Raw genomic sequence first — 19,620 nt, 5'->3', positions numbered from 1 at the left:
CAAATTTCGGGGTCCACTTCATATTACCCGATTGCATAGTAGATGTTTCCTTATGGGAGAGTGGTGCTGATACACTTTGCTCCACAGCAATAAGGAGCGCGTGCGGTCTTATTGAAGTTGGCATGAGGGTAGGATTGCCCGTCAAGGAACCCCGAGGATTTTCGGGCATCAAGGAAGACGCAAGGAGCAAAGCCATGAGCGGCAAGAAAGTTGTGCTGTTGGGGGATCTAGGTACCGACCATGAGGGTTTTCCGCCCACCCCGATAATCAATGGTTCTCCGGATGTACTCATCGACGGCAGGCCCGTCGCGCGGGTAGGTGACCAACTTGCCCCGCACTCCAAACCCAAGCATTCCCCTCATCCGCGTACTATCGCTTCCGGTTCAAGCACGGTTTTCATTAACGGGTTACCCGTTGCCACAACCGGTGGTGCGATTTCCTGTGGTGGCGTCACCATTGGCAGCAGTAGCGTGGTGGTAGGCGATACCCATGCGCCATTGCCATTCTCTGGTGTTTCGGGGGCAAATTCTCACTCTGCGCCTTTGAGCTCAGAATCCAGTACAGCAGAAACACACACAAACGGCATGCAGGCCTCTTCCGGGGCGCAGCTACGCAGTAGCACCTCCAGCCAGGCAGGTGGAAGAGGTGGCTCAGCCGCAACCCCTTCTCAGGTCACCAAGTCTATTGACGAGTCTGGCAAAACCCTTCGCCTGGGGGTGTTTTTTGATGGCACTGGCAACCATCGGGGCAATGACCAGATCCTGGCGAACCGCGATGTGACGAATGTGGCGAAGCTGTATAACTTATACCGTGACGATGGCGTTGGTAGTGGCCATCGGGCGATTTATATTAAAGGCCCTGGCACTATCGACGGCCAGCACACTCCAGATGGCTTTGAGGCCTCGGAGGACCTCATGGGCCTGGGTTTGGGCATTGGGCCCGAAGGGGGCCATGACAGGATAGAGATTGCGATTACAAGGATGCGAGATGAAATCCATGCTGGGGATTACAACGAAGTGGTCTTCGATGTATTCGGCTTCAGCCGTGGCGCAGCCCTGGCCCGGCATTTTGTCAATCTGATCAATGAACAACGGGAAACTGTTCTGTTGCCCCAGTTTAACGGCGCCTCTTTGTTCTCCCCAATGGTTGGGGTCACACCCGTACCTGCTTTTCCGTCTGGTGTGAAGGTGCGGGTAAATTTTGTTGGCCTGTTTGACACTGTGGGTAGTTTTTACCTACCCGGAGACAACGCCAACCTGGACTTTAATCTGAACCTTTCGCCTAGCAGTGCTGAGAGGGTTGTGCACCTTACGGCCCATCATGAGATCCGCAAGAATTTCCCATTGAGCAGTATTATGGGTGCCAACGGTAGTGGGCCATCACACTTTACAGAAATTGCAGTACCGGGTGCCCATTCCGATGTGGGTGGCGGTTATGAAAACCCGGACAAAGGCTTCGAGAATATTGAGAAGATCGTTCTGGGCATCCACTCGGGGCTTGCGGACGGAGGCCATACTCAGCGCACAGCGATTCCACAGCTTGAAGCACAGTACGCGCGCCCAGGCCGGACTGTGGTAGCGGTGCCACAGCCAAATGGAGATATCCACGTGCAGGAGCGTAGGCGTACCCGTAAGGAATTGGCTATCTATAACCTGCATCGGATGTACGAATTCGCGTTGCAGAGCGACGTGCCACTCAGGCAGATGAATACCAACAACAAGGACTTCCAAATCCCTCAAGACTTGCAGGCCGCGCTGCACAGTTGGCATAAAAGTGGGGAATCACTTGATGCGTCAAGAGATTACCTGGGGGGATATATCCACACCTCTGACAGCATCTACCGGCTTGGTTTGGAGCGGGAACCCTCTGGTAATCGAACAGTGTTTTTCAACCGGCCAACCAAAGCCATAACCCCGCTCAGCAAAGGAGTTGCTCATGCGCAATAACATCACGTCAAGGGTAGCCTTTTCATTTCTATTGCTGGTCTTGGTAACAGCTTGCTCCTCGGAACTTCGGGAATATGACTTTGCCGTGTCTGTGGCGGGAGGGCCTGAAGGGTGGCCTGTTTGGGTAAAGCAAGTTGAGTTCGATGGAGTGTGGACTGTTGGCGCTGGCTCCTTGGGTGGAGGCTTTGACCAAAGGCCTCCTGGAGGGAAGGTGTCAATTATCTACCCCAAAAAGGCGCCTCGTTCCGTATATGCGCAATGGTTTTCCTACCGGACCCAGACGTTCTATGAAGTTACCTTCTCGCTGCCCGAGGATCTTGATGAAAAGTTGCGTAAGTGGTATCGGGACTACCCTCTTGATGACTACAACCATACTCTGATTGTTGGGTTTTCAGGTAAGGGAGAAGCGCTTGCCTGGTGGAAGGCTTTTTGCTCCACCTGCAATTACGATCGCAGCCACGATTTCCACACCCCGCTGATCGAAAATGTCCAAGCCGAAGAGGTCGAAGGGGACCCAAGCGGATACCGATTGCAAACTCAGGAGTTGATTGATGAGGGAAGTATGCCGTCGCCGTGGTAGCCATTCCATTGGCAGCACCACAGGGTTAGCTAGTGCGCGACAAAACCAATGCAGGGGCCACCCATCGGTCTCAATGAGTAAGTTTGGATGGAGAACAGGCTGCCCTTTGCCAAACAATCCACGTAGTATGCGATTTGTCGCTTCTACCCAGGTACCCCCGCAAACTCCCGAACATCCCGCAAAAACCGATCTACCTGCTCCTCCGAGGTCGACCAGGAGCACATCAGCCGGGAACAGCCGCCAACAAAGTTGTAGAACTTCCACCCTTTCGCCCTTAGCGCAGCCTGGGTAGTTTCCGGTAAATCCACAAACACACCATTCGCCTGCCTGGGGTAACGCAGGGATACGCCTTCAATACCGCGCAGTCCATGCTCCAGTCGTTCGGCACAGGCATTGGCGTGCCTGGCATTTTTTAGCCAGGTATCGTCCGTGAGCAGTCCGCACCAGGGGGCTGAGATATAGCGCATCTTTGAGGCGAGTTGCCCCGCCTGTTTACAGCGCCATTCAAAGTCTTCGGCCAGTTTACGGTTGAAGAAAATGACCGTTTCACCCAGGGCCAGGCCATTCTTGGTGCCGGAGAAACAGAGCACGTCGACACGCGCTTTCCAGGTGATTTCAGAAGGGTGCACGTCCAGCGCTGCTACCGCGTTGGCAAAGCGTGCGCCATCCATATGAATGTTCAGGCTATGGCGGTCGGCCACTGCGCGCAGCGCACGGAGTTCTTCTGGGGAATAAAGGGTACCCACTTCCGTTGCCTGGGTGATGCTCAGGGCCTTGGGTTTGGGATAGTGAATATCGCTGCGTTTGGTGACAAGGTGTTCCACGCTTTCCGGGGTCAGCTTGCCGTTGGCACCGGTACCCAGCAACAGCTTTGCCCCGTTGGAGGCGTATTCCGGGCCGCCGCATTCATCGGTCTCGATGTGGGCCAGTTCGTGGCAGATGACACTGTGGAAGGACTGCCCGATGGACGCCAGAGCGAGCGAGTTTGCGGCTGTGCCATTGAATACGAAGTAAACGTCGCAATCGGTACCAAATACTTCGCGTAGTTGGTCTGCCGCTTTGGTTGTCCAGCTGTCTTCGCCGTAGGCGGGTTCGTCCTTCTGGTTGGCCTGTTCCATGGCGTTCCAGGCCTGGGGGCAGATACCACTGTAATTATCGCTGGCGAATTGCTCCGAGTCTGACATTGGTTCTCCCGAAAATATCATGGGTGAATATCCACCCATTATTAGCTTTGCTGTGGGTGGTTAGCCACCCAATGTTCTTCGTCTATTTGTCTAATAAGAAATCAATTCATTGTTTTGTAAGTGTTTTTACTAACTGGCCTGGCCCTTGCTGATAGCTCCCCCAGCGAGGCCGGGCAGGTCTCATCAGCACCCAACCAACAAGATGAATCGGGAGCATTTCTTATGAAACTTCAAACCATTCTGGCGGCTGCGCTCGCCACCTCCGTTGTTGCAGGCCCTGTGGTTGCCCAGGACCGTGACGGCTGGCCGGATAACTTCACTGTCGGTACTGCCAGTCAGGGCGGCACCTACTTTGCCTACGGCTCTGGCTGGGCGAACTTCGTGGCTGAGAACCTGGGCGTATCCGGCGGTGCCGAAATCACCGGCGGCCCGGTTCAGAACATGGCGCTGGTGCACACCGGTGACCTGAAGTTTGGCCTGACCACCATGGGCCCGGCCCGGGAATCCCGTGACGGCGAAAGCCCGCTGGCTCCGGGTATGAAGATGGATAACGTGTGCGCGATGTTCCCGATGTATGAAACCCCGTTCTCCATTACTGCTCTGTCCAGCTCCGGCATTGCGTCTATCTCTGATATTCCTGATGGCGCCACCATCGGCTTTGGCCCGGCCGGTTCCACTTCCGACACCTACTTCCCGCGGATGATGGAAGCGCTGGGGGTGGACTTCAAGCGTCGTAACGGCAGCTGGTCTGACCTCGGCGGTCAGCTGCAGGACGGCCTGATTGATGTGGTGGCGTTCGCTGCCGGTATTCCGATTCCTGCGGTAAGCCAGCTGGAAGTGCAGACCGACGTAAACATCATCGGCATGAACGATGAAGAAGCGAAGAAAGTGATCGATAACTTCCCGGTCTCCGAGTTCATCATCCCGGCCAGCACTTACCAGTCCCTGGAGGAGCCGTCCCGCGTGGTGTCCATGTGGAACTTCGCCATGGTGAACTGCGATATGCCGGAAAGCTTTGTGTATGAAATCACCAAGCTGACCATGGAAAACAATGACAAGATGGTGTCTATCCACAAAGCCGCCCGTCATTCCATTCCCGAGAACTACACCAAGAACAACGTGCTGCCCTGGCATCCGGGTGCTGCCCGCTGGTTTAACGAAAACGGTTACACCATCGAAGCAAGCGCTATCAAGCAGTAAGGCCTGAGCCCGGGGTGCCTGCATGGCGCCCCGGGACTGGTTGTTCGAATTACCGCCTTACCTCCAGGCAGGACTTAACATGACCAAAGAACACACGCATTCCGAGGGTGAACAGCAACTGGCTGAGAACCTGACGATCAACGAAGACCACCTGCTTGCCCACAACGTGGATGAAGAGCCGGTTGAAGCTAACCGACGCTTGTTCACCGGGTTGCTGCTCAAGTTTGTGGTGATGCTGGCCATCGCTTACTCGGTGTTTCATCTGTACACCCTGAACGTAGCGCCCATGGAAACCTGGTCGTTCCGGATTGTGCACGTTGCCGGCGCCCTGGTGCTGGGCTTTATCCTGTTTGCCGGCGCCCGTTTTGTATCGGCCGAAGAAGGCCCTGCCCGGCACAAGTGGACCACCTGGATTGGCGGCGCAGCCATGATTCCTGCGTTGTACGCCCTGTACCAGACCTGGTCATTCAACCAGATGGTCCAGAACGGCACCATGCGTATTCCGGCCGAGCTGGAAACCTGGCACTTCGGCTGGCCGTTGCTGGCGGCGTCTGCCATTGGCATTGTGATGAGCTGGTTCCACCAGCGTGACCGCGCCCGCTTCAGCGTGCCGGACCTGGTGCTGATAGTGTGTTCCGTGGCGGTTGCCGCGTACCTGCTGATTGTCTTTAACACCTCCATGCGGATGACCACCGGCACGGCATTTGCCCCGGTCGGCATTTCCTTTGCCGCAGTGGCCGGCACCGCGCTGATTATGGAATTGACCCGCCGGGTGGCTGGCCTGGCCCTGGTGGTTATCGGGCTGGTGTTCCTGGTTTATGTGTTCGCCGGGCCCTACCTGCCGGGCTTCCTGGGTTATCCGGGGCTGTCTGCCCAGCGTTTCTTCAGCCAGGTGTACACCGATGCGGGCATTCTTGGGCCCACCACCGCGGTGTCATCTACCTACATCATTCTGTTCATCATCTTTGCGGCCTTTTTGCAGGCCTCCAAGGTGGGTGACTACTTTGTGAACTTTGCCTTTGCGGCAGCCGGTCGCTCCCGTGGGGGGCCTGCCAAGGTGGCGATTTTTGCCTCCGGCCTGATGGGGATGATCAACGGCACCAGTGCCGGTAACGTGGTGTCTACCGGTTCCCTGACCATTCCGCTGATGAAGCGGGTGGGGTACAGCAAGGAATCGGCCGGTGCGGTGGAAGCTGCAGCGTCTACCGGTGGCCAGATCATGCCGCCGATCATGGGTGCAGGCGCCTTCATCATGGCGGAGATTACCGGTATTCCCTATACCGAGATTGCCATTGCCGCGATTATTCCGGCCATCCTGTACTTCGCGTCTGTGTTCTTCATGGTGGACTTTGAAGCCAAGAAGCTGGGCATGCGTGGTATGCGCAGTGACGAACTGCCGAACCTGCGGCTGATGATGCGCCAGGTGTACCTGTTTGCGCCGATCATTATCCTGATTGTGGCGCTGTTCCAGGGCTACTCCGTGATTCGGGCCGGCACCCTGGCGACCGTATCTGCAGCGGTGGTGAGCTGGATTTCGCCCAACAAGATGGGTTTGAAGTCTATCCTTCGGGCCTTTGAAATTGCCGCTTACATGTCTATCCAGATCATCGTGGTGTGTGCCGCGGCCGGTATCATTGTGGGGGTTATTTCCCTGACCGGCGTGGGTGCGCGTTTCTCGGTGCTGCTGCTGGATGTGGCTGCCCACAGCCACCTGCTGGCACTGGTGTTTGCCATGTTCATCTCGATCTTGCTGGGTATGGGGATGCCAACCACGGCCGCCTATGCGGTGGCTGCCTCTGTGGTAGCGCCGGGCCTGGTGCAGCTGGGTATCGAGCCGCTGACTGCGCACTTCTTCGTGTTCTACTTTGCCGTGGTGTCTGCCATCACGCCGCCGGTTGCCCTGGCGTCTTACGCTGCGGCCGGTATTTCCGGTGCCAATGCCATGTCTACCTCGGTAGCGTCGTTCCGCATCGGTATTGCCGCGTTCATCGTGCCGTTCATGTTCTTCTATAACGGCGCGCTGTTGATGGAAGCCGGCTGGGTCGAGATCGCCCGGGCACTGGTTACCGCTACCTTCGGCGTGTACCTGCTGTCTGCCGGTGTGCTGGGCTGGTTTGCCCGCTCTGCCGCCCCGGTTCTGGTGCGCCTGTTGCTTGTCGCCGCTGCGCTGATGACCATCGAAGGCGGAGTGTGGACAGACCTGGCCGGTATCGGGCTTGCGGTGGTGGCGTTCCTGATCCAGCGCAAGCGGGCACCCGGGTTGGCTGCGGCCTGATATGGCAAGGCAAGGGCAGGGCAGCGGTCATGACGGCCTGTTGTCCTGCCCGGATTCCGGCGCTAGTCTAGAGGCTTTGCCGGAATCCGAACCCATGCTTAACCGGATCAGCATTACGGTTGTTCTGATTATTACCCTGCTGCTGTCCTGGCTGCTCGGGGGCTGGTCTGGTTACCGGCAACTGGAGCAGGACAGCCTGCAGGAAGCCTTTCGTTATCGCCAGCTGGTCGCCAACGAGCTTAACCGCTACCTGCCGGTGCCTGCCCTGATTGCCGAACACCCCCTGCTGGCGGACGCCCTGAAAGAACCGGATAACGCCGTTACCCTGCTTCGCGCCAACGAGCAGATGCAGCGGATGGCCACCATTGTGGGCGGCTCCGATATCTATCTGATGGACCTGACCGGGATGACCATTGCGGCCAACAATTTTGGCCAGCCAAATACTTTTGTGGGCAACAATTACGCCTTCCGGCCGTATTTTTCAGAAGCGGTTGCCACCGGCGGGTCGGTAGCCTACTTCGCCCTGGGCAATATCTCCTCGGAGCGGGGCCTGTATTTCACCAACCCGGTTCGTGACCAGCGCGGCAATATGCTGGGTGTTGTTGCTATCAAGGTTCTGGTACACGAGCTGGAATCCCAGTGGCACCGGCCGGAATCCCGCCAGCAGGCGGAGATGGTGGTGCTGGACGGCGACGGTATCAGCTTTTTGTCCAGCCGGACGGACTGGCTCTATCGGGATTTCAGGCCGACGGATAATGCCGAAGAGAATGCCAGGGTTCGCCAGCGCTATCCCGAGCGGGAACTGAAGCCCGTTGACTTTGTGGAGCAGGGCAAGCCCTGGGGGCTGGCGGACGAGTCAGCCCGCATCCGGTTAAGGGAAAGTGACAAGGCCGGAACCTACCTGACGGTTGAAACCGGTTTGCCCCGGCTGGACTGGAGCCTGCTGGTACTGACTGACACCCGGCCGATACTGTGGACCCGCATCGGGTTTATGGCCGGTGGCCTGGCCCTGTTCCTGGCCTGTTTCTTGACCTGGCTGTACCTGCGAGAGCGTTACCGCCGGGAGCGGGAGCTGGCGCTCAGGGGTGAACAGCTGGAGCGCCGGGTTGCCCAGCGCACCGCAGACCTCCGTGAAACCCAGCAGGAGCTGATCCAGGCCGCCAAGCTGGCGGTGTTGGGGCAGATGTCTGCCGGCCTGAACCATGAAATCAACCAGCCCCTGACGGCGATCCAGGCCTATGCCCGTAACGGCCGGAAGTTCCTGGAGCGGGGTGCCACCGACATGGTGGATGCCAACCTGGGAGAGATTGTTGCCCTGTGCGACAAGATGGCGGAGCTGATCCGGCAGTTCAAGGTGTTCGCCCGCAAGTCTGAGGGGCCGCCGTCCGTGGTGGATCTGCGCCTGCCGGTTGATGCGGCGCTGAAAATTATCCGCGCCCAGAACGCCAGCGAGGGCATTAACATTCGCTGGCAGCGACCGGACAACCCGGTGATGTGCCACGGTGACCTGATCCGGGTGGAGCAGGTGATGGTTAACCTGCTGGCCAATGCGGTCCAGGCGGTGGAAGGCTGCGAGCAACCGCAGATTGATATCCTGGTTGCCGATGAAGACGACGACTGGCGATGCGTGGTGAAGGATAACGGCCATGGCTTGCCGGGGAATTCCGAGCAGGTGTTCGAGCCGTTCTTTACCACCCGTTCGGTCAAGCAGGGGCTGGGGCTCGGCCTGTCGATCTCCCGGCAGATTGTCGAAGCACTTGGCGGCAGCCTGACCGGCCAGAACCGGGTCGACGGCCCCGGGGCGGAGTTTGTTCTGACACTGAAACAGCGTAAGGCAGAGGGATGACAATACCATCAGTGATTTTTGTGGATGATGACCCGGATATCCGGCCGGTGATGGAACAAACCCTCACCCTGGAAGATATCCCGGTAGCCTGTTTTGCCGACGGAGCATCGGCGCTGAAGCTGGTGCAGCCAGAGTTCGAAGGCATCGTTCTGTGCGACTACAACATGCCGGGCATGGATGGCATGCAGCTGTTGCACGAGGTACGGAAGATTGATGAAGACATCCCGGTGATTCTGCTCACCGGCCAGGGCGACATCAGCACGGCGGTGTCGGCCATGCAGCAGGGGGCCTATGACTTCATTGAAAAGCCCTTTGACCACGATGAGCTGATCGAACTGCTGCGGCACGCCCTGGAAAAACGGCACCTGGCACTGGAAAACCGGCGCCTGAAGGCCCAGTTGCGGCAGCTGGCCAAGCCCGGGCCGCGGGTTTTGGGTGATTCGCCGGCGATGCAGGCGGTGATGTCGACCATCGGGCCGATCCTGGATATTTCCGCAAACGTGCTGCTGCATGGTGAAACCGGTTCCGGTAAGGATGCCCTGGCCCGGTACATTCACGAAAGCAGCCCCCGCAGTGCCCACAACTTTGTTGCCATCAACTGCGGCGCGGTGCCCGAAAACCTGATCGAGAGTGAACTGTTCGGCCACGAAGCCGGGGCCTTCACCGGTGCCGAGAAGCGGCGTATCGGCAAGATTGAGCATGCCCACCGGGGCACTTTGTTCCTGGATGAAGTGGAAAGCATGCCCATGGCGCTGCAGGTGAAACTGCTTCGGGTACTTGAGGAGCTGCGGGTGGAGCGGCTGGGCAGCAACCAGTCAATAGATGTGGATGTGCGCATTATTGCCGCCACCAAGGCCGACCTGAAACAGCTCAGCGATGAGGGAGCGTTCCGGTCTGATCTCTACTACCGGCTGAATGTGGTGAAGGTGGATATTCCGCCCCTGCGGGAGCGCAAGGGAGACATTCCCACGCTGTTTCACCACTTTGCCCTGATTGCCGCCGCCCGTTACGACCGGGAGAGTGTTCCGCTGGATGCCCGGCAGGTGGCCCGGCTGATGCAGCACTCCTGGCCCGGCAACGTGCGGGAACTGCGGAACCTGGCAGAGCGTTACGTGCTGCTGGGGCCAGCAGCCCTGGATGGTGGTGACAGTTCCGAACAGGGCAACCTGTCCGGGCGCCAGACATTATCCGAGATGATGGACGGGTTTGAGCGCACGGCCATCGTCAGCGCGCTCAACGCCAGCCATGGCAGTATCAAAGACACTATGCTTCAGCTGGGAATTGCCCGCAAAACCCTGTACGACAAGATGAAGAAGCACGGCCTGGACAAGGCCCAGTTCAAGGATTAGCGCCCCTCAGGGCGCAATCTTTTTCTTAAGGGCCTTGGTCAGTGGCCGTGGCAAGCTCGGCAGCGACTTCAGCAGCCAGGGCAGTACTTTCCGTTTAACGCCATTCAGCGATTCCGGCACCACTGCTTCAATCAGGTGCGGCCCGGGGTGCGCCTGGGCGTACTCCATGGCTTTGATCAACTCTTCCGCCGTGCGCACTCGCACACCGTGCACACCCATGCTCTGGGCCAGCTGGGCGTAGTGGGTGACCGGCCCGCTGATATCCAGCTGGGACTTGGCCTTGACGCCGGCTTCTTCTGCGCCTACTCGTTCCAGTTCCACGTTCAGGATGGAGTAGGAAGCGTTGTTGAAGATGATGCTGGTGACGTTCAGGTTTTCCCTCGCCATTGTCCACAGGGCCTGGATGGTGTACATGGCGGTGCCGTCGCCGATCAGGGCGAACACCGGGCGGTCCGGGCAGGCGATGGCGGCGCCCACGGCATTAGGCAGACCCTGTCCGATGGCGCCCCCGGTGAGGGTGATCATGTCGTGGCGCGGAGCGCCTGCGGTCATGGCGTTGAGCATCAACCCGGAGGTGATGGATTCATCCACGATGATGCTGTTCTCCGGCATCAGCTCGCCCATGGCCCGACACACTTTTTCAGCGGTCAGCTTGCCTTTGGGCAGTCCCGGCCGGCCTTCGGCCTGCAGCTTGGGCTCGGCACCGGCAGCGCCCAGGGCTTCAGCCAGCTTATTCAGGCTCGCGGCGGCGTCTTGCTCCGGAGTACTGAGCGTGTGGGCGGTGCAGTTGTCGGGCACCAGGTAACTCTGCTTGCCCGGGTAGCCAAAGAACGATACCGGGGCCTTGGCGTCGACCAGTACCAGGTGGTCGAATTCAGACAGCTGCAGGGTGGCCAGCTCTGCCAGGTAGGCTATCCGCTCTACCGGGGGCAGGCCTGCGCCCCGTTCTATGCGGGTTGGGAAGGTTTCGGCAAACAGGGTAACGCCACTGTGGGCGGCAATGCGGGCTGCGGCCATCAATGCCGGCTCGCGCAGGGCGCGGCCACCGAGTAACAGGGCGGTTTTCTGGCCACTGGCGATGGCGTCTTTTACCGCCTGAACGGCGGCATCCTCCGCCGCCTGGGCTTCCGGCTGTGGCAGTGGCGCACAGGGTTGGCCGCCTTCGCCCCAGGATACATCGGCGGGCAGGATCAGGGTCGCTACCTGCCCGGGCAGGCCCTTGGCCACTGCGATGGCTTCGGCGGCGTCCTGGCACAGGGCTTCGGTGCTTTGAGAGGTACGCACAAAGCCCGGAGACACGTTGCGGGCCACGGTTTCGATGTCGGATTGCAGCTGGGCGTCGTGCTTCACGTGGTAGGTGGCGTGGTCGCCGACAATGTTCACCACCGGCACCTTGCCTTTGCGGGCGTTGTGCAGGTTTGCCAGGCCGTTGCCCAGGCCGCAGCCCAGGTGCAGCAGCGTAGCTGCCGGCTTGTCGGCCATGCGGGCGTAGCCGTCGGCGGCACCGGTGGCTACGCCTTCAAACAGGGCCAGTACGGCGCGCATTTTGGGTTCGCTGTCCAGCGCGGCCACAAAGTGCATCTCGCTGGTGCCGGGGTTGGTAAAGCAGACTTCAATGCCGGCATCGACCAGTGTTTTCATCAAGGCTTGGGCGCCGTTTGGCATGTTGGTTCTCCTGATCCTGTCGGATTCTTGTTTTCGAGGCTTGTCTCGTTGTTCAGCGGCCGTTGATGATGGAGCGCGCCGCGGCCCTGGCGGTCATGATGCAGCCGGGCAGGAAGGTACCTTCCAGTGACCGCTTGCCGTTGGCGCCGCCGCCACCAAAACCTGCGGCTTCGCCGACACAGTAAAGCCCGCTGACCGGCTGGCCGCTGGCGTCCAGAACCCGGCTTTGCAGGTCGGTACGCAGGCCGCCCAGGCTTTTGCGGGTGGTCAGCTGCATGTGGATGGCAATAAACGGCCCCGCGCCGGGTTTCTGCAGCGGTGCCGGCTTGCAGGTGCGCAGCTTGTCGGGCCCCCACTGGCGGGCATGCAGGATTTTGCGGATTTGCGCGTCGTTATTCAGCTGGCTGCCCTTGCTGAAGTTGGCGTCGAAGGCATCGGCGGTGGCTTTCAGGGTGGCCGGGTTGATGTCCAGCGAGCAGGTGAGTGCGTTCATTTTCGCTGCCAGTCCTTCCAGGCTGTCGTCCACCAGGAAGTGAGGGCTTTCGTGGGCCATCTGGTTGACCAGCGGTTTGTTGCCCAACAGCAGTTCTTTCAGGAACAGCGGGAACTGCTTGTCGCGGATGCGGGCGTTGTGTTCGGCACCGGAAATGGCAAATTCTTTCAGGGCAATGCGCCGGTTCAGCAGATGCCAGGTCCAGGGTTTTTCCTGCTCGGCTACGCGCTGGCACAGCCAGTGGGTGTCGAAACCGGTTACCAGGGGCTCCGGCCCGATGCGCTCACCACGATGGTTCAGCCACAGGGCGGATTTGCACGGAATGGTCGACAGGCCATGGCCGGGAAAGTGCGGGTAGGGGTGTGGAAAGCCTGCTGCGTAGTTCCACATTTCGCCGGCGTGGGTGATTTTGGCCCCCAGGTGGTCTTCGGCCCAGTGGTGCAGCTTGCCGTCGGCAAAGGGGTGGGCGCCATTGAGCAGGGTGGCCGGTTGTGGCCGGTGTTCGGGCCAGTTGGCCCGGCATTCGGCATGGCTGCCGTTGATGCCACCCATGGCCAGTACCACGGTGGGTGCGCTCAGCCGGACTTCCTCGCCAGTGGATTCCTTGATGGCGACGGCGCCGCTGATGTTGCCCGCCTGTTGCTCCAGGGCCGTTACCTTGTGGCCGTGCAGGATGGTCAGGCCATGTTGGGTGTCGGCGTTGTGCAGGGCATTGATCATGCGGCGGGTCAGTTCCCGGGACGTGCCCCAGACTATGTGGTAGCGGGGTACGGAGTTGCCGTCACCAAACCGGCCGCGTTCTACCCAGTTGACCGCTGGCATGAATTTCAGGCCTTCGTCGATCAGCCAGTCGTGCACCTCGGCGCGGGAGTTTTCCACGTAATAGCGGGCCCACTGCATGGGCCACTCGTCGGTCGGGTCCAGCTCTCCGAAGCTTATCCAGTCTTGCAGGGCCCGCTCCGGGGAATCGGCAATTTTCATGCGCCTTTGCAGTGGAGTTTCGATCAGCGCCATGCCGCCAAAGGCCCAGAGTGCCAGCCCGCCAAGGCGCTCCGGGGTGTCCCGGTCGACAATGGTCACGGTTTTGCCGGCCCGCAGGGCTTCCAGGGCGGTGACGATGCCAGCCAGGCCGCCTCCGGCAATCACGATGTCTGAGGCTATGTGTCTGGCCATTAACGCTATTCCCTTTGTTTTTGGTGTTTTTATAGGAGAGACAATATACCGCAAGACAGGATTCTGAATTGACCTTCGAGGCCAACAGGGTTGGCCTCGAATGCCATGGTCACAGGTTGGCTTCGGCGAACTCCGCCAGAACCGATCGGGGCACGCCCTGCAGGTGGATGTGGCCACCGTGGTGGAAGCCCTTGAAGCGTTCGGTCATGTAGGTCAGGCCGGAGCTCAGGGGGCTCAGGTACGGGGTGTCGATCTGCGCCAGGTTGCCCAGGCAGATCACCTTGGAGCCGTTACCGGCCCGGGTGATGATGGTCTTGATCTGGTGCGGGGTCAGGTTCTGGGACTCGTCAATAATGATCAGGCTGTGCTGGAAGCTGCGGCCCCGGATGTAGTTCATGGATTTGAAGTGCAGGGGCACCTTGCTGAGGATGTAATCCACGCTGGCGGTCATGTTCTCGTCGTCTTCATGCAGGGCTTCGAGGTTGTCCACGATAGCGCCCAGCCAGGGCTCCATTTTTTCGGCCTCGGTGCCCGGCAGGAAGCCGATGTCTTCGTCCAGCCCCTGGGTGGAGCGAGTGGCAATGATGCGCTTGTACAGCTTGCTGGCCACGGTCATTTCAATGCAGGCCGCCAGGGCCAGGATGGTTTTACCGGAGCCGGCGGAGCCGGTCAGGTTGACCAGGTGGATATCCGGGTCCAGCAACAGGTGCAGGGCCATGGCCTGGTAGATGTCCCGCGGTACCAGGCCCCAGACTTCTTCGTTCATCAGGTCGTGCTGGTGCAGGTCTTTGATCACCAGCTGGTCGCCGGAAATGTCCACCACCTGGCCGATGAAGCCGCGCTCGTCAATCACGAACTCGTTGATATTCAACCGGGCCAGCTCGCCCTCGCGCTTGAGCAGGTGTTCGGTGACACCTTCCCGTTGCACGGTTTCCACCTTGGCAATGTTGTCCCAGAAGGAGTTCGGGAATTCCTTGTAGCCCTTGGGCAGCAGGTCGATGTCGTCCAGCAGCTGGTCGTTGTGGTAGTCCTGGGCTTCCACGCCAAAGCCCCGGGCCTTCAGCCGCATGTTGATGTCTTTACTGACCAGGATGATGTCGCGGGATTTGTGCCGGGCCTGCAGGGCGGCCAGGGTGTTGATGATCTTGTTGTCGTTCAGGTGTTCGGGCAGCGAGTGGTTGCCGGCCCCTTCCGTGCTCATGATGATCGAGAGAGTGCCCAGCGGGTCCGCTTTCTGGCCGCGCAGGATCGGTACGCCTTTTTCGATGTCCTTCGGGCTGGCATCGCCCAGCAGTTTGTCGATGTTGCGAATGGCCTGGCGGCAGTCTGCGGCAACGGTCTGCTTACCGGACTTCAGGCTGTCGAGTTCTTCGAGGACGGTCATCGGGATGATGACGTCGTGTTCTTCAAAGTTCAGGAGGGCATTCGGATCGTGGATCAGGACATTGGTGTCGAGGACGTACATCTTCTTGCGAGCTTGCGGTGCTCTGGGCATAGGGTGGGTTACCTCTCTGGTGGCTCAGTCGCTCTCGGCGCATCGCTGGCTGAGTTCCCGGTCGGAAACCAGCTTCAGCATGTCGTAGGTGGTAATGATGCCGGTGATCTTTGAATCCCGGGTTACAAAGATTCGGTGCAGGTGCTCGCGCATCATGATGTTGGCAATGTCGCGCACCGGGGTGTCTTCGTCAACCGAGAGTACGATCGGCGTCATGATATCGCGCACTTCCACCGGCACCTTGCCCATTTCTTCGAAAATCACCATGCGCAGGCGCCGGGCTTCTTCCTGCTCTTCTTCGGTGAGCTTGGGCTGGTCTCCGGAGCGGGCAGCGTTCCAGCGGAATTCGGTGATGTCTTTAAGGGTGGCAATGCCGATGATGTCGCCGTTGTCGTCGGTTACCGGGCTGCCGGTAATTTCGTTGTCGGTGAGGAATCGGGCCAGCCTGTCCATGGTCCAGTGGTGTGGGACGGCTTTGATGGTGGGGGTCATGATCTCATGGGCGAGAACAGTCATGGGCAGGCGTCTTCCATTTGCGGTGCTTTTGCTGAAAGCTTAGCCGTTCCGTGGCCTGCAGTCACCCTTGTTTGTGGCCCGGTCAGCGGTTGTCGGGGACAACGCCTTGCAGGTTGCCGTCTTCGGCCCACTCCAGCCGGTAGCCCTGATACTTTTCAGACCGGGCCACCGCTTCCAGTGCCTGCATGGATTTGACCGGGATATCAACCAGCAGGTTGTTCACCAGCCAGCCGGGCAGGGAGCCGTTGGGTTCGGTGTGCTGAACCCACACCATGTGGGTGCCTTGGCCCTGCGGGGTGAACTGGTAAAGTGTGTTGGAAACGTCTACCCGAACGCGGCTGCTGTACTCTGCCCGCATGCCGGGGGTGGCGTTGAGGTCCATGATGATTCTGCCGGTGCCGGCTTCGCCCCGGGTGCGGATACGCAGAACATAGTCCCGGTCGGTTACCGGCCAGGGCATATCGTTGACGGAGTAGGCGTAGCGGTCGTGGAAGTCACCCTGGCCGAAGGCGTAGGATTCCGAGCAGTTGAGTACCCATTCCTCGCAGGATTCCGGGTTGATCATTACCGCCATCAGGTTTTCGATGGGGGCGTCCAGTTCGGCGACGGCTTTGAAAGCCTGGAAGCCGGAACCGGGCTGGTCCATGGTGTAGATGCGTATGTTGTCGACTTCTTTCTGCAGGGCCCATTGTTCGGCGTCGATGGCCGGAAGGCTGCCCGTTTCGGCGCCAGTGGCGGAGGCAGACAGGACAATGCCGGTAACAAGGCCGGCCAGACTGATCAAGGAGGCCCTGAAGCCAAGGGCTCTGGTAAACAGCATAAGCTACACTTTGATGAGGAAGTTGGCGGCAGTCTAGCACGGAGCCCTGGTGGCCTTTGCTGCCGGAACAAGGGTTTGTGAACCAGGTAACTTACTGAATCGCCCGAGGGCGCAATTGGCCTGATCTGACGGAAAATATGACAAAACAAACACTGATCGATGCAAAGGGGCGGTTTACCCCCGGGGTCCTGGACCAGCCGGTGGAAACCATCAATTACCTGGATTACGACCTGCGTACGGTGATGGACAAGCCGCGGTCCCGGCTGGCGAAGCGCTGGCGGTTCAACCAGTTCCAGTTTGTCAGTGCCATGGCGCCGGGCTGGGTGTTCGGCATGGCGATTGTGGACCTGAAGCTGCTGGGCAGCGGGTTTTTCTACCTGTTCGATTTCGAGAGCGGGCAGATGTTTGAGCAATCATTCATGCAGCCTTTGGCCCGGCACACGGTGATCGAGCCTTTTCCGGAACATGGCGCGTCCCGCTTTCGCAAGGGCGAGGTGAGCCTGTCCATCGAGCCGACGGAGGGTGGCCGCAAGGTACAGGTGACAGCACCGGGAACAATCCGGGTAGACCTGACGTTGCAGGATACCGACCAGCCCCTGCGGCTGGTGTGCCCGGCTGGTTACAACGGCTGGGTGTTTACCCGGAAATCCGCCGGGCTGGCGGTGGAAGGGGAGGTACGCTGGGGCGGGCAGGCGTGGCGTTGTGACGAGCAAACCCGGGCGTCCATCGACTGGAGTTGTGGCTTTATGCGCCGGGAAACCGCCTGGAACTGGGCCTGCCTGGCCGGTGTGGCCGAAGATGGCACATCCATCGGCCTGAACCTGGCTGCCGGGGTAAACGAAACCGGTATGACAGAAAACGCCCTGTGGCTGGATGGCCAGTGTATCAAGCTGGGGGCAGCCCGCTTTGTGTTCGACCGGTACCGGACCGGCAGTGAATGGCGGGTAACCACCGGGGACGGCCGGGTAGACCTGGCCTTTGAGCCGGCTGGCGTGCGCAAGGAGCGGCTGAATGCCTGGGTGCTGGCATCCAACTTCCGGCAGTTTGCCGGCACCTTTCGCGGTACGGTGACGGATGAGACGGGCAAAAAAATCCCCGTAGCCGGGCTACGGGGATTGGTGGAAGATCACTTCGCCCGCTGGTAACGCGGGCGCCGCCGTTATTTTTCCGGCAGGGTGACGTTCAGTTCCAGTACCGAACAGCTATCGTTACGGTCCACATCTACCTGGACCATGTCGTCGCTGATCTGCACGTATTTGCGAATCACATCCAGCAGTTCCTGCTGCAGCTGTGGCAGGTAATCCGGCATGTCGCGCTGGCCCCGTTCGTGGGCCACGATGATCTGCAGGCGTTCCTTGGCCACGCTCGCGGTGTTGTTCTTCTTGCTTCTGAAGTAATCCAGAAAACTCATCCCTTAGCCCCCCTTGAACATCCGTGAGAAGAAACCCTTTTTCTGGGCCGTCATGAAGCGGTGCTCCCGGTCTTCACCCAGCAGCCGCGCTACCGCGTCGTCATAGGCCTGGCCGGCATCGCTGTTTTCTTCCAGGATCACCGGAAGGCCCTGGTTGGAGGCGTTCAGTACCACCTGGCTTTCCGGGATAACGCCCAGCAGGGGGATGGCCAGGATTTCTTCAACGTCTTTCACCGAAAGCATTTCTCCGCGTTCAACCCGGTCCGGGTTGTAGCGGGTCAGCAGCAGGTGTTCTTTCACTGGGTCCTGGCCCATTTCGGCACGGCGGGACTTGCTTTGCAGGATGCCCAGGATGCGGTCGGAATCCCGTACCGAGGATACTTCCGGGTTGGTTACCACGATGGCTTCGTCGGCATAGTACAGGGCCATCTGGGCGCCGTGCTCGATGCCGGCCGGCGAGTCGCACACGATGTAATCGAAGGTCTGCGACAGCTCGTTGATGACTTTCTCTACACCTTCCCGGGTGAGGGCTTCTTTTTCACGGGTCTGGGAAGCCGGCAGGATGTACAGGGTTTCTACCCGCTTGTCCTTGATCAGGGCCTGGTTGAGCGAGGCTTCGCCCTGGATCACGTTTACGAAGTCGTAAACCACCCGGCGCTCGCAGTTCATGATCAGGTCGAGGTTGCGCAGGCCCACATCGAAGTCGATGACGACGGTCTTGTGGCCGCGCTTGGCAAGGCCGGTGCTGATTGAGGCGCTGGTGGTGGTTTTGCCAACGCCGCCTTTACCTGAGGTAACGACAATGATTCTAGCCAAGGTTCAATTCCTGTTTCGCAGTGGATTCGTCTTGTCTTCACATGTTGTTTTTCGGTGTCACAACATCAGGCCTTGTCCAGTGGCGTTACCACCAGCAGGTCGTCCCTGAGCTGGATCTGCACAGCGCTTTTCCAGCCATTGTCCTGAAGATCTTCGGAGATTTTATAGTGTCCGGCGATGGACACAAGCTCAGCTTCAAGTGACTGGCAGAATACCCGGGCGCTTTCGGCACCGTGGATGCCGGCCAGTGCCCGCCCGCGCAGGGGGCCGTACACGTGAATATTGCCCGCGGCCAGTACTTCGGCCCCTGCCTGCACCGGCGCCAGGATAACGAGGTCTCCCTCCGGGGCATACACCTGCTGGCCGGAGCGCACCGGCTGGCTGATGATGCGTGCCGGGGCCGGTTCGGCCGCTGGCACCGTGTCGGCCGGCGCTTCGGCTACCGGGGCCTCTTCGGCCCGGGCTTCCGGCTCCGGTGCGGCCGTTTGTGCCTTGTCGCGGGCCGATCCGCCTGGCAACAGGGCCAGGGAAGCGCCCCGGGCCAGCCGGCGCTGGTCTTCATTGCCGGCGCGCACGCCAATCACGTGGATATTGTGGCGCCGGCAGGTGCCGATGATCTTGAAGAAGTCCAGTTCGCTGTCCAGGCCTTCGTACTTCTCCAGGCTGATGACCAGCGGGATGTCTTTGAAGAAACCCGGCGCCTGGCTGATCTTGTCCCGCAGGTTGGCTTCGAACTCGTCGTTGTCGAAGTAGTACAGCTCCAGGGCCGTCAGTGAGACGTTAGCGCTTTTCAGCTGGAAACTCTGTTTTACCCCGGAGGTGGCGGTATCGCTCATGAATTGCAGTCTTCC

16 protein-coding genes are annotated in these 19,620 nt (G+C 59.6%); 7 read left to right on the top strand and 9 right to left on the bottom strand.

The window, feature by feature from the left end:
• Nucleotides 1-194: 194 nt before the first annotated feature.
• Together Q668_RS16610 and Q668_RS07250 are read left to right on the top strand one after the other, a co-directional pair.
• Entirely contained in the window at nt 195-1,946 is a 1,752-nt protein-coding gene (locus Q668_RS16610) for a type VI secretion system PAAR protein (RefSeq protein ID WP_152521766.1), read from the top strand.
• Nucleotides 1,936-2,526, top strand: coding sequence for a DUF2931 family protein (locus Q668_RS07250; protein WP_022988939.1), 591 nt, complete (start codon nt 1,936-1,938; stop codon nt 2,524-2,526). Before Q668_RS16610 ends, Q668_RS07250 begins: the two co-directional genes overlap by 11 nt.
• A gap of 143 nt (nt 2,527-2,669) precedes the next feature.
• Here the strand turns inward: Q668_RS07250 and Q668_RS07245 are convergent, their stop codons facing one another.
• Nucleotides 2,670-3,710, bottom strand: a complete 1,041-nt coding sequence (locus tag Q668_RS07245) for a threonine aldolase family protein (RefSeq protein WP_022988938.1) — start codon at nt 3,708-3,710, stop codon at nt 2,670-2,672.
• Between the two features lie 222 nt (nt 3,711-3,932).
• On the opposite strand from Q668_RS07245, the gene Q668_RS07240 reads away from it, so the two are divergent.
• From Q668_RS07240 to Q668_RS07225, 4 genes are all read left to right on the top strand, one after another.
• Nucleotides 3,933-4,910: a TAXI family TRAP transporter solute-binding subunit gene (locus Q668_RS07240; protein ID WP_022988937.1), complete on the top strand. Its 978-nt coding sequence runs from the start codon at nt 3,933-3,935 to the stop codon at nt 4,908-4,910.
• Nucleotides 4,911-4,989: 79 nt separating this feature from the next.
• On the top strand, nt 4,990-7,185 hold the full coding sequence (locus Q668_RS07235; RefSeq protein WP_022988936.1) for a TRAP transporter permease: 2,196 nt from the start codon (nt 4,990-4,992) through the stop codon (nt 7,183-7,185).
• Nucleotides 7,186-7,279: 94 nt separating this feature from the next.
• Nucleotides 7,280-9,031, top strand: a complete 1,752-nt coding sequence (locus Q668_RS07230; RefSeq protein ID WP_022988935.1) for a sensor histidine kinase — start codon at nt 7,280-7,282, stop codon at nt 9,029-9,031.
• A complete protein-coding gene (locus Q668_RS07225) occupies nt 9,028-10,380 on the top strand; it encodes a sigma-54-dependent transcriptional regulator (protein WP_022988934.1) in 1,353 nt (450 codons plus the stop codon). The genes Q668_RS07230 and Q668_RS07225 overlap by 4 nt, the downstream gene beginning before the upstream one ends.
• A gap of 6 nt (nt 10,381-10,386) precedes the next feature.
• On the opposite strand, the gene Q668_RS07220 is transcribed toward Q668_RS07225, so the two are convergent.
• From Q668_RS07220 to Q668_RS07200, 5 genes are all read right to left on the bottom strand, one after another.
• Nucleotides 10,387-12,045: an acetolactate synthase large subunit gene (locus Q668_RS07220; RefSeq protein WP_022988933.1), complete on the bottom strand. Its 1,659-nt coding sequence runs from the start codon at nt 12,043-12,045 to the stop codon at nt 10,387-10,389.
• A gap of 52 nt (nt 12,046-12,097) precedes the next feature.
• Nucleotides 12,098-13,711 carry an FAD-dependent oxidoreductase gene (locus Q668_RS07215; RefSeq protein ID WP_022988932.1) on the bottom strand — a complete coding sequence of 538 codons (1,614 nt, stop codon included), beginning with the start codon at nt 13,709-13,711 and terminating at the stop codon, nt 12,098-12,100.
• A 109-nt stretch (nt 13,712-13,820) separates the two neighbouring features.
• Nucleotides 13,821-15,206 (bottom strand): PhoH family protein, encoded by a 1,386-nt coding sequence (locus Q668_RS07210; protein WP_036219393.1) that lies wholly within the window; start codon nt 15,204-15,206, stop codon nt 13,821-13,823.
• Between the two features lie 24 nt (nt 15,207-15,230).
• A complete protein-coding gene (locus Q668_RS07205; protein WP_022988930.1) occupies nt 15,231-15,722 on the bottom strand; it encodes an HPP family protein in 492 nt (163 codons plus the stop codon).
• Nucleotides 15,723-15,804: 82 nt separating this feature from the next.
• Nucleotides 15,805-16,542, bottom strand: a complete 738-nt coding sequence (locus Q668_RS07200; protein WP_022988929.1) for an START domain-containing protein — start codon at nt 16,540-16,542, stop codon at nt 15,805-15,807.
• Nucleotides 16,543-16,679: 137 nt separating this feature from the next.
• Here Q668_RS07200 and Q668_RS07195 point away from each other — a divergent pair, with 137 nt between their 5' ends.
• Entirely contained in the window at nt 16,680-17,687 is a 1,008-nt protein-coding gene (locus Q668_RS07195) for a DUF2804 domain-containing protein (protein WP_022988928.1), read from the top strand.
• A 14-nt stretch (nt 17,688-17,701) separates the two neighbouring features.
• On the opposite strand, the gene minE is transcribed toward Q668_RS07195, so the two are convergent.
• The 3 genes from minE to minC all read right to left on the bottom strand — a co-directional run bounded on the left by minE (nt 17,702) and on the right by minC (nt 19,605).
• A complete protein-coding gene (gene minE / locus Q668_RS07190) occupies nt 17,702-17,953 on the bottom strand; it encodes a cell division topological specificity factor MinE (protein WP_022988927.1) in 252 nt (83 codons plus the stop codon).
• A 3-nt stretch (nt 17,954-17,956) separates the two neighbouring features.
• On the bottom strand, nt 17,957-18,769 hold the full coding sequence (minD, locus tag Q668_RS07185; protein WP_022988926.1) for a septum site-determining protein MinD: 813 nt from the start codon (nt 18,767-18,769) through the stop codon (nt 17,957-17,959).
• Between the two features lie 65 nt (nt 18,770-18,834).
• Nucleotides 18,835-19,605, bottom strand: a complete 771-nt coding sequence (gene minC, locus Q668_RS07180; RefSeq protein ID WP_022988925.1) for a septum site-determining protein MinC — start codon at nt 19,603-19,605, stop codon at nt 18,835-18,837.
• Nucleotides 19,606-19,620: the final 15 nt, after the last annotated feature.

This window comes from Marinobacter sp. ES-1 (assembly GCF_000475255.1).
GTDB lineage: Bacteria > Pseudomonadota > Gammaproteobacteria > Pseudomonadales > Oleiphilaceae > Marinobacter > Marinobacter vinifirmus.
This window is presented reverse-complemented; position numbering and strand designations above follow the sequence as displayed.